Raw genomic sequence first — 14,022 nt, 5'->3', positions numbered from 1 at the left:
GTACGAAAGGGTGGGGCAACCGGGCGGTAGGACTTTGTACGCCATCAGAATGGCCGGACATCCTGAGGGTGAGGCAGACACCTGTCGCCTCCCTCAACTTGACGTACGCCGACCGGAAACGGTTGCTCACCGTTTCCTTACGGGTGGGTCACGTTCGATTACGCCGTTTGCAGTGCGCCACCCGTGAACAGTCTTCCCGGCGATCGCTCTCCCTAGCCCTCGGTCTCCCCACGGATCACGGCGAGAACCCCGTCCAACTCGTCGGCCTTCACCAGGACGTCGCGTGCCTTGGAACCCTCGCTCGGGCCCACGATGTTGCGCGACTCCATGAGGTCCATCAACCGCCCGGCCTTGGCGAAGCCCACGCGCAGCTTGCGCTGGAGCATCGAGGTCGACCCGAACTGCGTGGAGACGACCAGTTCGGCGGCCTGGCACAACAGGTCGAGGTCGTCGCCGATGTCCTCGTCGATCTCCTTCTTCTGCTTGGTGCCCACGGTGACGTCGTCCCGGAAGACGGGCGTCATCTGGTCCTTGCAGTGCTGGACGACCGCCGCGACCTCCTCCTCGGTCACGAACGCGCCCTGCATACGGGTCGGCTTGCTGGCGCCCATCGGCAGGAAGAGCCCGTCCCCCTTGCCGATCAGCTTCTCGGCGCCCGGCTGGTCGAGGATGACGCGCGAGTCGGCGAGCGAGGAGGTGGCGAAGGCGAGCCGCGAGGGCACGTTCGCCTTGATCAGGCCCGTGACGACGTCGACCGACGGCCGCTGCGTGGCGAGCACGAGGTGGATGCCGGCAGCGCGCGCGAGCTGCGTGATGCGCACGATGGCGTCCTCGACGTCCCGGGGCGCCACCATCATCAGGTCGGCCAGCTCGTCGACGATCACCAGCAGGTACGGGTACGCCTGGAGCTCGCGCTCGCTGCCCTCGGGCGTCTTGAGTTTGCCACTGCGCACGGCTTCGTTGAAGTCGTCGATGTGCCGGTAGCCGTACGCCGCGAGGTCGTCGTACCTGAGGTCCATCTCCCGTACGACCCACTGGAGCGCCTCGGCGGCCCGCTTGGGGTTGGTGATGATCGGCGTGATCAGGTGCGGGATGCCCTCGTAGGCGGTCAGTTCGACGCGCTTGGGGTCGACGAGGACCATGCGGACGTCCTCGGGAGTGGCGCGCACCATGACGGACGTGATCAGGCAGTTGATGCAGGACGACTTACCGGAGCCGGTCGCACCGGCGACGAGCACGTGCGGCATCTTCGCCAGGTTGGCCATCACATAGCCGCCCTCGACGTCCTTGCCGAGCGCGACCAGCATCGGGTGGTCGTCCTCGGCCGCGTCCGCCAGGCGCAGCACGTCACCGAGGTTGACCATCTCGCGGTCGGTGTTGGGGATCTCGATGCCGACCGCGGACTTGCCGGGGATCGGCGAGATGATCCGTACGTCGGGGCTGGCGACGGCGTACGCGATGTTCTTCGTCAGCGCGGTGATCCGCTCGACCTTCACGGCGGGGCCGAGCTCGACCTCGTAGCGCGTGACCGTCGGACCGCGCGTGAAGCCGGTGACGCTGGCGTCGACCTTGAACTCGGTGAACACGGTGGTCAGGGAGTCGACTATGGCGTCGTTGGCCGCGCTGCGGGCCTTTCCGGGGCCCCCGCGCTCCAGGAGGTCGAGCGAGGGCAGGGAGTAGGTGATGTCGCCGGAGAGCTGGAGCTGTTCGGCCCGCGGCGGGAGGTCGCGGACCTCGGCGGGCGGCGCCTTGGTGAGGTCGGCGACCTCCGCCTTCAGCTTCTCCTGCTTGGGCGGCTTGGCGGCCTGTTTCGGCGTCTTGGAACGCGAGGCCGGGATGGGCGTCGTCTCCTCGTAGCCGTCGCGTTCGACGGTGACGCCCTGGGTGAGGTCGGCGACGAGCGGCGAGGGCGGCATGCCGTGCAGGACCGCGCCGTCGAGGGCTGCCGCGGCGGCCGCTGCGACGTCCACGGCGTCCATGGGCCGGTCGGGATCGGGCTGCGGCGCCGCGGACCTGCGGGGGCGCCCACGGCGCCGCGAGAGGGCCTCCTGCTCGGCACTGTCCGGGTCGTAGGCCTCGGGGTCGGTCCTGCGGCGCCGGGAGCGCGGCGGCGGCAGCGACTCGCGCCACTGGTCGTCGTAGCGCTGGTCGTCCTCGGTGAGGTCCTCGTCGGGGGCGTCGTGGACGATGCCCAGCTTCCGGCCGAGCAGCCGAAGCCGCTGCGGGATGGCGTTGACCGGGGTCGCCGTGACGACGAGCAGTCCGAAGATCGCGAGCAGCACGAGGAGCGGTACGGCGAGGACCTCGCCCATCGTGTACGTCAGGGGTGTGGCCGCGCCCCAGCCGATGAGCCCTCCGGCGTCCCTGATCGCCTGCATGCCCTCGCTGCGCGCGGGCGCCCCGCACGCGAGGTGGACCTGGCCGAGCACTCCGATGAGGAGCGCGGACAGGCCGATGACGATGCGGCCGTTGGCCTCCGGCTTCTCGGGGTGCCGGATGAACCGGACGGCGATCACGGCGAGCAGTATCGGCACGAGCAGGTCGAGCCGCCCGAAGGCGCCTGTCACGAGCATCTCGACGAGGTCGCCGACAGGGCCCTTGAGGTTGGACCAGGTGCCGGCGGCGACGATCAGGGCCAAGGCGAGCAGCAGCAGCGCGATTCCGTCCTTCCGGTGCGCCGGGTCGAGATTCCGCGCGCCCTGCCCTATGCCTCGGAACACGGCGCCGACCGCGTGCGCGGCTCCGAGCCAGACGGCGCGCACAAGCCTGTACACGCCCCCTGTCGGACTGGGCGCCGGCTTCGGAGGAGCCGCCTTCTTCGCCGCGGCCTTCCTGGCGGGCGCCTTCTTCGCCGCGGCCTTCTTCGCAGGGGCCTTCTTCGCCGCAGCCTTCGACGGAGCGGCCGCCTTCTTCGCGGGCTTCTTGGCTGCGGGCTGACGTGGGGCCATGGGTGTGAGGTTACCGGTGGAGACCACTGCGGACACGTGTGGTTTTTGCTTCACCCGTTCGTGTCGCCCCAAGAAGGGCGACAAACTGACGTGGCCGGGCAGAACGCTGACGGACGCTCATCGCGATTGGCCCGCTTGAACCAGCCCCCCAGCCCGTCCGGCGTTTGAGGACGAGGCCGTTCAGGCCGATACGGGGTCTGGGGGCGGCAGCCCCCAGGGATGGGACGGGTAGGGGCGGCGGGGGCGAGCATCTCAGGCCCAGCCACAACGCTCGACCCACACAAAGAACTCACCGCACCCGCACGAACCCCACTCAGTTCTGCGACGGCACGGAAGCCGCCCCGCTCCCCGCCCCCGGCTCCAACGCGTCCAGCGCCCTCCGCAACCCGGTCAACTTGCGTTCGAGATGCGCCGCCGTGGCCACCGCCGCCGCGTCCGCCGACTCGTCGTCGAGCTGTTTGGACAACGCCTCGGCCTGCTCCTCGACCGCCGCGAGCCGCGCGGAGAGCTCCGCGAGAAGCCCGACCGGCTCCTTGCTCGCACCGACCGAGGACTTGCCGCCACCCTCCAACTGCAGCCGCAACAGGGCGGCCTGCTCCCGGAGCTGGCAGTTCTTCATGTACAGCTCGACGAACACGGAGACCTTCGCCCGCAGCACCCACGGGTCGAACGGTTTGGAGATGTAGTCCACCGCGCCCGCCGCGTACCCCCGGAAGGTGTGGTGCGGGCCGTGATTGATCGCGGTGAGAAAGATGATCGGGATGTCCCGGGTCCGTTCTCGCCGCTTGATGTGCGCAGCGGTTTCGAATCCGTCCATACCCGGCATCTGGACGTCCAGCAGAATGACCGCGAAGTCGTCCGTCAGCAGCGCTTTGAGCGCTTCCTCCCCGGACGATGCCCGCACCAGCGTCTGATCGAGCGCAGAGAGAATGGCCTCCAGCGCCAGCAGATTCTCCGGCCGGTCATCGACCAGGAGGATCTTGGCCTTCTGCACCATGGCCCGCCCTCCTCGCCCCGGCGTGGGGCCTCCCCTGTCCTCAGGACTTGGGACGACACCGCCGGGCGTCGCCCCAGGGGACGGCTCCCTTGCGCCGTCCGTCCTCGTGCCGGTCATGGTAGCCGCACCCCGCCTATCGCCACACCCTGTCACCGCGATGTCACTGTGCACGTAGCAGAAACGTAGCGGGAGACCAGAAGGTTCCCCGAATCCCGCTCCTCTACACGGCTACGGCCACGGTCAGTCAGGCGATTTCGTGCACACGGCGGCGCCAACTCACCACCCCCGGCGCGCCAGTCACCGGCGCGCACCCAGAGCATCCGCACACTCACTCGGCACGCATCCATTCACCCATGACCGTGAGCAGGTGATCGGGGTCGACGGGCTTCGTGACGTAGTCCGAGGCGCCCGACTCGATCGCCTTCTCCCGGTCGCCCTTCATCGCCTTGGCGGTCAGCGCGATGATCGGCAGCCCGGCGAACTGGGGCATCCGCCTGATCGCCGTCGTCGTCGCGTACCCGTCCATCTCCGGCATCATGATGTCCATCAGGACCACCGCCACGTCGTCGTGCTGCTCCAGGACCTCGATGCCCTCACGGCCGTTCTCGGCGTACAGCACCGACAGGCCGTGCTGCTCCAAGACGCTGGTCAGCGCGAACACGTTGCGGATGTCGTCGTCGACGATCAGCACCTTCTCGCTGGCGAACCGGATGCTCTCCCGCGAGTGCGCGGCGGCCTCCTGCCCGTTGGGCGACCACTGCTCCTGCCCCGAGGCCCCGGAGGGCCCGGAGGCCGGCGCGTGCAGGGGGCGCGACTCAGCCGCGGGCAGCGCCCTGCGGCGCCGCCTGAAGAGCGCCGCGGGCCCGTTCTGGGTCGCGTGGTACGACCTCACCTCGGCCGGCGTCTCGATGTCCGGCACGGCCAGCTCCTCCACCGCGGACGCCACCAGGTCACCGGGATCGATCATCGCCGCCGCGGGCTGTGTGTATCCCTGCGGCGGCAGTTCACTGGGGTGCAGCGGCAGGTAGAGGGTGAAGGTGGAGCCGCGTCCGGGCTCGCTCTGGGCGTAGATCTCACCGCCCAGCAGGCGCGCGATCTCCCGCGAGATGGACAGCCCCAGACCCGTACCGCCGTACTTGCGGCTCGTGGTCCCGTCGGCCTGCTTGAAGGCGTCGAAGATCACCCGCATCTTGCTGGCCGCGATGCCGATGCCGGTGTCGGTCACGGAGAACGCGATCAGGTCGGCGCCCGCGTCCCGCAGCGAGCCGGCCTCCAGCAGCTGCTCCCGGATGGCCACCGGGACGTCCGAACTCGCGGGCCTGATGACCAGTTCGACCGCTCCCGTGTCGGTGAACTTGACCGCGTTGGACAGCAGGTTGCGCAGCACCTGCAGCAGCCGCTGTTCGTCGGTGTGCAGCGTGGCGGGCAGCTCCGGCGAGACCCGTACGGAGAAGTCGATGCCCTTCTCCGCGGTGAGCGGCCGGAAGGTGGCCTCCACGTAGTCGACGAGCTGGACGAGCGCGATACGGGTCGGGGACACGTCCATCTTGCCCGCCTCGACCTTGGACAGGTCGAGGATGTCGTTGATCAGCTGGAGCAGGTCGGAGCCCGCGCCGTGGATTGTCTCGGCGAACTCGACCTGCTTCGGCGTGAGGTTCGAATCCGCGTTGTCGGCGAGGAGCTTGGCGAGGATCAGCAGCGAGTTGAGCGGGGTGCGCAGCTCGTGCGACATGTTCGCCAGGAACTCGCTCTTGTAGCGCATGGACACGGCGAGCTGCTCGGCGCGCTCCTCCAGGACCTGCCGCGCCTCCTCGATCTCGGTGTTCTTGACCTCGATGTCGCGGTTCTGCCGGGCCAGCAGCGCGGCCTTCTCCTCCAGCTCGGCGTTGGAGTCCTGGAGGGCCTTCTGCCGCTGCTCCAGCTCCTCCGAGCGCAGCCGGAGCTGCTCGGTCAGCTCCTGCGACTGCTTCAGCAGCACCTCGGTCTTGGTGTTGACCGAGATCGTGTTGACGCTCGTCGCGATCATCTCGGCGATCTGGTTGAGGAAGTCCTTCTGGATCTGTGTGAACGGGGTGAAGGAGGCCAGCTCGATCACACCGAGCACCGTTCCCTCGAAGAGCACCGGAAGCACGATGACCTGTGCCGGGGGCGCCTCGCCGAGTCCGGAGGAGATCTTCAGGTACCCGCTCGGCGCGTTCTCCACGAGGATCGTGCGCTTCTCCGTGGCGGCCGTACCGATGAGCGCCTCACCGGGCCGGAACGACGTCGGCATGGAGCCCATGGAGTAGCCGTACGACCCGAGCATCCGCAGCTCGTACGCCTCGTCGCTGTCCGTGCTCCGGTCCTTGCCGTCGACCATCGGCATGGAGAGGAAGAACGCGCCGTGCTGCGCGGAGACGACGGGCGTCAGCTCGCTCATGATCAGCGAGGCCACGTCCGCCAGATCGCGGCGGCCCTGCATGAGGGCGGAGATACGGGCGAGGTTGCCCTTCAGCCAGTCCTGCTCCTTGTTGGCGATCGTGGTGTCGCGCAGGTTGGCGATCATCTTGTTGATGTAGTCCTGAAGCTCCGAGATCTCGCCCGAGGCGTCCACGTCGATCTTCAGGTTGAGGTCGCCGCGGGTCACCGCGGTGGCCACGCGCGCGATGGCGCGCACCTGCCGGGTCAGGTTCCCGGCCATCTCGTTCACCGACTCGGTGAGGTCGCGCCAGGTGCCGTCGACGTCCCGTACGCGCGCCTGGCCGCCCAGCTGGCCCTCGGTGCCCACCTCGCGGGCCACCCGGGTGACCTCCTCGGCGAAGGACGAGAGCTGGTCGACCATCGTGTTGATCGTGGTCTTGAGCTCCAGGATCTCGCCGCGCGCGTCGATGTCGATCTTCTTGGTCAGGTCGCCCTTGGCGATGGCCGTCGTGACCATGGCGATGTTGCGCACCTGGCCGGTCAGGTTGGACGCCATGCCGTTCACGGACTCGGTGAGGTCCTTCCACGTACCCGAAACGCCCGGTACGCGCGCCTGACCGCCCAGGATTCCGTCGGTGCCCACCTCACGGGCCACCCTGGTCACCTGGTCGGCGAACGAGCTCAGGGTCTTCACCATCGTGTTGACGGTGTCGGCGAGCTGGGCCACCTCGCCGCTCGCCTCGACGGTGACCTTCTTGGTGAGGTCACCGTTGGCGACCGCCGTGGCGACCTGGGAGATGTTGCGCACCTGGCCGGTCAGGTTGTTGGCCATGACGTTGACGTTGTCCGTCAGGTCCTTCCAGATGCCCGACACACCGGGCACCCGGGCCTGGCCGCCCAGCTGGCCCTCCGTACCCACCTCGCGGGCCACCCGGGTCACCTGCTCGGCGAAGTTGGACAGCTGGTCGACCATCGTGTTGACGGTCGTGACGAGTTCGAGGATCTCGCCCTTCGCGTCGACCGTGATCTTCTTCGACAGGTCACCGTTGGCCACAGCCGTGGTGACCTCGGCGATGTTGCGCACCTGCATGGTCAGGTTGTTGGCCATGCCGTTCACGGACTGCGTGAGGTCCTTCCAGGTGCCGGAGACACCCTGGACCTCGGCCTGCCCGCCGAGGATGCCCTCCGTACCCACCTCGCGGGACACCCGCGTGACCTGCTCGGCGAAGTTCGAGAGCTGGTCCACCATCGTGTTGAGGGTGTTCTTCAGCTCCAGGATCTCCCCGCGCGCGTCCACGTCGATCTTCTGCGACAGGTCACCCCGGGCCACCGCCGTGGCGACCTGCGCGATGTTGCGCACCTGGCCGGTCAGGTTGCCCGCCATGCCGTTCACGGACTCGGTGAGGTCCCGCCACACACCGGCGACACCGGGCACCTGGGCCTGGCCGCCCAGCCGGCCCTCCGTACCCACCTCGCGGGCCACCCTGGTCACCTGGTCGGCGAACGCGGAGAGCTGGTCCACCATCGTGTTGAGGGTGTTCTTCAGCTCCAGGATCTCCCCGCGCGCGTCCACGTCGATCTTCTGCGACAGGTCACCCCGGGCCACCGCCGTCGTCACCTGGGCGATCTGCCGCACCTGGGAGGTGAGGTTGCCCGCCATGAAGTTGACGGAGTCGGTGAGCTCCTTCCAGGTACCCGAGACGCCGTCCACGCGCGCCTGACCGCCCAGCCGGCCCTCGGTACCCACGTCACGGGCCACCCGGGTCACCTCGGCACCGAAGGCCGACAGCTGGTCCACCATCGTGTTCACGGTGTTCTTCAGCTGGAGCATCTCGCCGGACACGTCGACCGTGACCTTCTGCGAGAGGTCGCCGTTGGCCACCGCCGTCGTCACCTGGGCGATGTTCCTCACCTGTCCGGTGAGGTTGCGGAACGCCGTGTTGACGGAGTCCGTCAGGTCCTTCCACGTACCGGCCGCGCCGGGTACCTGCGCCTGGCCGCCCAGCTCACCCTCGACACCGATCTCCCGGGCCACGCGGGTGACCTCGGCACCGAACGCGGAGAGCTGGTCCACCATCGTGTTGACGGTGTTCTTCAGCTCCAGCATCTCGCCGGCGACGTCGACGGTGACCTTCTGGGACAGGTCACCGTTCGCCACGGCCGTCGTCACGGCGGCGATGTCGCGCACCTGAGTGGTGAGGTTGCGGAACACCGTGTTGACGGAGTCCGTCAGGTCCTTCCACGTACCCGCCGCGCCCGGCACGTTCGCCTGTCCGCCGAGGCGGCCCTCGGCACCGACCTCGTTGGCGACACGCGTGACCTCGTCCGCGAACGTCCGCAGCGTCTCCGTCATCTGGTTGATCGTCTCGGCGAGCTGCGCGACCTCGCCGCGTGCGCTCACCGTCACCTTCTGCGACAGATCACCGTTGGCGACGGCGGTGGTCACCTGTGCGATTCCGCGCACCTGGGCCGTCAGATTGCCGGCCATAAGATTCACCGAATCGGTGAGGTCCTTCCACACTCCCGACACACCGGGCACCTGCGCCTGCCCGCCGAGCTCACCCTCGGTACCCACCTCGCGCGCGACGCGGGTCACCTCGGAGGAGAAGGAGGCGAGCTGATCCACCATCGTGTTGACGGTGTTCTTCAGCTCCAGCATCTCGCCGGCCACATGAACCGTGACCTTCCGGGACAGGTCGCCCTTGGCCACCGCCGTCGTCACGAGCGCGATGTCCCGCACCTGCGCGGTCAGCCGGTACGCCATCGTGTTGACGGAGTCCGTGAGGTCCTTCCACGAGCCGGACATTCCACGCACGCGCGCCTGGCCGCCCAGCTTGCCCTCGGTACCGACCTCGCTGGCCACGCGGGTGACCTCGTCGGTGAACGTCGACAGCTGGTCCACCAGGTTGTTGACCGTGCGTCCGACCTTCAGGAACTCGCCCCTCAGGGGATGCCCGTTCCCGTCGGAGCCCTGCGCGCGCAGCTCCATACGCGGCGACAGATCGCCGTCGGCCACCGCGGACAGCACCCGTCCGACCTCGGAAACGGGCCGTACGAGGTCGTCGACCAGCGCGTTGGAGTTGTCGATCGCGGCCGCCCACGAGCCCTCGCAAGGGCCCGTCTCCAGCCGCTCGGTGAGCTTGCCCTCACGCCCCACCACGCGCCGTACGCGAGCCAACTCACCCGTCAGCTGCAGGTTTCGGTCGGCAACCTCGTTGAAGACGGCGGCGATCTCCGACATGACGCCGTCACCGGTGACCGTCAGCCGTTTGCGGAAATTGCCGTCACGCATGGACTCCAGCGCCGCCAGCAGCTTGTTCAGGGCCGCCGTCTCCACCGTTGTGGTGCCGTTGCGTGATGTGCGCTGCTTGCTCAGGGACTGTCCGCCTTTCGCGCGCGTCTTATTGCCCCGCGTCGCTGCGCCAGACTCCACTGTGTCCCTCCCGCAGGGGTCGACCTCTACTGCTCTGCGTGCCCGGTTACCACTCGTCGTACCGGATACCACTGCCTGCCCGATATACCAGGGACGGCTGGGTGCTGCTGCCCGCTCTGTACCAAAGGCACCCCACCTGCCCTGACCCTCCTTAGAAGCTTGCCCAGTGTTTCACCATGGCTGAACCAGGCCATAACAGTTCGGCAGCTTCGCACACGGTCCGCACACCCTCTGGACGGAAACACAGCCGACCGGCATCAGCATGGACGGCGAAGGTAAGTAACCTTGCATGCGGCTGTCCAGCCATGCCGGCGCATCCGGTCTGGATGGTGGCACGAGCACGAGCGGGCAGGCATCGGAGGGGCGGCCGCACCATGACCACCGGACTGCATCCCGGGGGCCCACCCCAGGATCCTCGGCCGACGGGGAACCAGCATCTGCCACGGCAGGAGCGGGTCGGCCGCGGATCCTCGCACGTCTCCCCTCACGTCCACCCGCACGTCGAGAACCGGACAAGGAGTTCTGTGATCACCGCGCGCGCGGCCGCCAGCTTCGAGCCCGTCGGGCGATCGGTTGCGACCGCCCGCTCCTTCGTCCGTGACACCCTGCAGGGCTGGGGATTCGCCGACATCGTCGACGACGCCGTCGTCCTCACCAGCGAGTTGGTCACCAACGCGGTGGTGCACGCGGGCACATCTGCCGACGTCCTCTGTCTGCGCAGCGACGAGGGCGTACGCATCGAGGTCGCGGACAGATACCCCGAGCGCGAGATCCCCCTCCAGACCACGTCCGTCAACATGGGCAGCCCCGACCGCGAGGGAGGCCGCGGACTCCAACTCTGCGCGGCGCTCGCGGGGCGCTGGGGCGTCGAGTACACACCCACGCACAAGCAGGTGTGGTTCCAACTCACCCTGCCCGAACGCCCGGTGGGCACCCGCGCGGCCGGCCCCTCCCTGCCCGCCGACCTCCTCCCGCTCGCCGACGGCCGGGTCCGCGTCGCCGTGGTCCAGATCGACCGCACGGGCTCGATCGGCGCCTGGAACGAGGACGCCGAGGAACTCTTCGGGTACGCGGCCGAACAGGTCATCAGAAAGCCCCTCACCGACCTCGCGGCCTGGCCGCACACCCCGGGCACCAGCACCGGCATCGCCGAGGCCCTCCAACTGTCCCGCTGGGAAGGCAGTTACGGCATCCGCGGCGCCAACGGCCGGGTGACCCCGGTGTACGCCTCGCACCTCCGCGTCCGCGACACCGACGGCGAACCCTCGACCGTCTGCCTTCTCGTACGGGACCACGAACGCGCCGTTCTGCAGACCCCGGTGCGCATGTCGGCCCCCGACCCGACCGCGGCGTCCGACGGACAACCGACGGACCCCTTCGAGGTCTTCATCGGCTCCCCAGCCCCCGACGACCTGGACGGCCTCCTCCAGCGCACGGTCGAACGCGCCCGCGACATGCTCGACGGCGACTCGGCCTTCCTGCTCCTCGCGACCGACGACGAAACGGAGTTGGAGGTACGCGCCTCCACGGGACTCCCCTCCGCCCGCCAGCGCTTCGCCCGCGTACCCGTCGAGGCGGGCCCCGGCCGCTACGGCTCGGCCCGCATGCCGGCGGTCCACGACGACCTCACAGCGGTCCCCGGCGCCGTACCGCTGCTCAGCGGCACAGGTATGCGCTCGGTCGTCACGGTCCCGCTCAAGGTCGAGGGGCGCCTCACCGGCTCGCTCGGTGTGGCGGCCGAGGGACCGGGGCGCTACTCCAACGAGGAGGCCCTGCGCCTGCAGTTCGCCGCCGACCGCATCGCTCTCGCCGTCGAGTCCGCCCGTCTGGGTGAACTGGAGCGCCTGCGCCGCGGCTCGCTCAGCTTCCTCGTCGAGGCCTCGGACCTCCTCGCGGGCACCCTGGACCGCGACCAGACCCTCGCGCTCATGGCCCAGATGACGATCCCGACCCTCGCCACCTGGTGCGCGGTCTACACGATCGCCGACCAGGCCTCGGACCCGTACCTGTCGTACGTCCTCCACGAGGACGAGGAACGCATCGACGGCATCAAGGCCCTGCTCTCCAAGATCTCGCCGCCGGACCCGATCCCCACCCCGGGCGCCCGTATCTGGTCGGCGCCCGCCGAGGCGGCCCACCAGGCGGCCCTGCGCACGTCCATGCGCAGCCTGGGCCTGGGCGAGCCCGCGACGGTGAGTTCGGGCATCGGCACGACACTCGCGACGGCCGCGGCGGTGGGCGGCGAGACCGTGGTCCTCCCGCTGGTGGCCCGCAACCGCGTGATCGGCATGCTGACGCTGGGCAAGCCGACGGACGAACACTTCCGCCAGGAGATCCTGGAACTGGCCGAGGACCTGTCCCGCCGAGCCGCCCTGGCCCTGGACAACGCCCGCCTGTACTCCGAGCGCATGGCCATCAGCCAGTCCCTCCAGCGCAGCCTCCTGCCGCCCGAACTGCCGGAGATCGAGGGCGTCGAGGTCGAGGTCATCTACCGCGCGGCCGGCGAGGGCAACGAGGTCGGCGGCGACTTCTACGACCTGTTCCCGATCCGCGACGGCGCGTACGGCTTCGCCATCGGCGACGTCTGCGGTACGGGCCCGGAGGCGGCCGCGGTCACCGGCCTGGCCCGGCACGCCCTGCGCCTGCTGGCCCGGGAGGGCTTCGGCGGCCCCGCGGTCCTGGAGCGCCTGAACTCCGCCATCATCGACGAGGGAGCCCGCAGCCGCTTCCTGACGCTCCTGTACGGCGAGTTGTGGCCCCAGGAGGACGGCAGTGCCCTCCTGAAGGTCGTCTGCGCCGGCCACCCGCTCCCGCTGCGCCTGCGCCAGGACGGCTCGGTCGAACCGGCCGCCGAACCCCAGCCGCTGCTCGGCGTCATGGAGGACCTGGAGCTGTACGAACAGACCGTCACCCTCGACCCCGGCGATGTCCTCCTTTGTGTGACGGACGGCGTCACCGAACGCCGCGAGGGCACGCGCATGCTGGGCGACGACGGCCTCACGGACGTCCTGACGACCTGTACGGGCCTGACGGCGGGCGCTGTCGCGGCCCGCATCATGCGCGCGGTCGAGCGCTTCGCATCCGACGCCCCGTCCGACGACATGGCGATCCTCGCGATGCGGGTACCGGGCCTCCACAAGGACTGACACAAAAAAAGGCCTCGTCCGTCAGGACGAGGCCTTTGTCAGAGCCCCCAAACGGAATCGAACCGTTGACCTTCTCCTTACCATGGAGACGCTCTGCCGACTGAGCTATAGGGGCCTGTCACCTTTTCGAGGTTTCCCTCGCGCGGCAACGCAATAGATCATACCCCGAACTGATGAGTGCTCCGCACCACCGACTGCTAGGCAGGCTGCAGCAAGCCGCCCAGCGCGTTGCAGGCGGAGACGACGCGATGCACCTGCCGCTTGGTCAGCGAGCCGTCCACGGGCAGCGCCAGCGTTTCGTCCGAGGCGAGCTCGGTCTCCGGGAGGCAGACGTCCCTTCGGAACCCCGGCATGCGGTGCACGGGCGTCTTCACCGGCACCCGGCAGTCAACGCCCCGAGCGCGCAACGCACGCGCGAAGGCATCGCGGTCCGGCCGTCCGTTGCCGGGCACACGCACGACGTACTGCTGGAAGGTGTGCTCACCTCCACCGTCCGGGGTACGCACCCCACGCAGTCGGCCGCTGAGATGGGCGGCATGGGCTCTGCGCTGCGCGACCTCGTCGTACGGCGTCTCGGACTCGCCCTGCTCCAGCACCAACAACCCACGGCGCTGCCCGACTTCACGCAGCCGCCCGATGTCCGCGGTCCTGCCGAAGCGGTGCACGACGACCATGGCCGCGGTGCGCTCGCCGACGGCAGCGTCGACAGCGGGCACGTCCAGGCAGTACGTCTCCGGATCTATGTCGGCGAACACCGGCACCGCACCGGCCAGTTGCACGGCTTCGGCGACTTCCACGTTCCCGAACGCCGGCACGATGACCTCGTCACCTACACCGATGCCTGCGGCTCTGAGCATTGCGGCTGTACCCATACTGCGGATGCTGGTGGCGCAACGTGAACACGAAGTGACGCGAAACAAAAAAGAGTCGGTCCCCGAACCGAAGTTCGGGGACCGACTCTTTCACAATTTGTTCGGCGGTGTCCTACTCTCCCACAGGGTCCCCCCTGCAGTACCATCGGCGCTGTAAGGCTTAGCTTCCGGGTTCGGAATGTAACCGGGCGTTTCCCTCACGCTATGACCACCGAAACACTATGAA

At 68.9% G+C, this 14,022-nt stretch carries 5 protein-coding genes, 1 tRNA gene and 1 rRNA gene; 1 reads left to right on the top strand and 6 read right to left on the bottom strand.

Annotation, left to right across the window (positions count from 1 at the left end; genetic code table 11):
* Nucleotides 1-212: 212 nt before the first annotated feature.
* The 3 genes from FNH08_RS27635 to FNH08_RS27625 form a co-directional block, all read right to left on the bottom strand.
* Nucleotides 213-2,948 (bottom strand): DNA translocase FtsK, encoded by a 2,736-nt coding sequence (locus FNH08_RS27635; RefSeq protein WP_152774247.1) that lies wholly within the window; start codon nt 2,946-2,948, stop codon nt 213-215.
* Between the two features lie 313 nt (nt 2,949-3,261).
* The gene (locus tag FNH08_RS27630; RefSeq protein ID WP_152774246.1) at nt 3,262-3,945 is read right to left on the bottom strand and encodes a response regulator; all 684 of its coding nucleotides are present in this window, start codon (nt 3,943-3,945) and stop codon (nt 3,262-3,264) included.
* Nucleotides 3,946-4,273: 328 nt separating this feature from the next.
* Nucleotides 4,274-9,778, bottom strand: coding sequence for a HAMP domain-containing protein (locus FNH08_RS27625; protein WP_322725530.1), 5,505 nt, complete (start codon nt 9,776-9,778; stop codon nt 4,274-4,276).
* A gap of 374 nt (nt 9,779-10,152) precedes the next feature.
* Here FNH08_RS27625 and FNH08_RS27620 point away from each other — a divergent pair, with 374 nt between their 5' ends.
* Nucleotides 10,153-12,924 carry a SpoIIE family protein phosphatase gene (locus FNH08_RS27620; RefSeq protein ID WP_152774245.1) on the top strand — a complete coding sequence of 924 codons (2,772 nt, stop codon included), beginning with the start codon at nt 10,153-10,155 and terminating at the stop codon, nt 12,922-12,924.
* A gap of 42 nt (nt 12,925-12,966) precedes the next feature.
* Here the strand turns inward: FNH08_RS27620 and FNH08_RS27615 are convergent.
* The 3 genes from FNH08_RS27615 to rrf form a co-directional block, all read right to left on the bottom strand.
* Nucleotides 12,967-13,039 (bottom strand) — tRNA-Thr (locus FNH08_RS27615).
* 82 nt (nt 13,040-13,121) lie between these two features.
* Nucleotides 13,122-13,781: a DegT/DnrJ/EryC1/StrS family aminotransferase gene (locus FNH08_RS27610; protein WP_152774248.1), complete on the bottom strand. Its 660-nt coding sequence runs from the start codon at nt 13,779-13,781 to the stop codon at nt 13,122-13,124.
* A 114-nt stretch (nt 13,782-13,895) separates the two neighbouring features.
* Nucleotides 13,896-14,012 (bottom strand): 5S ribosomal RNA (gene rrf / locus FNH08_RS27605).
* Nucleotides 14,013-14,022: the final 10 nt, after the last annotated feature.

This window comes from Streptomyces spongiae (assembly GCF_009377185.1).
Lineage (GTDB): Bacteria > Actinomycetota > Actinomycetes > Streptomycetales > Streptomycetaceae > Streptomyces > Streptomyces spongiae.
This window is presented reverse-complemented; position numbering and strand designations above follow the sequence as displayed.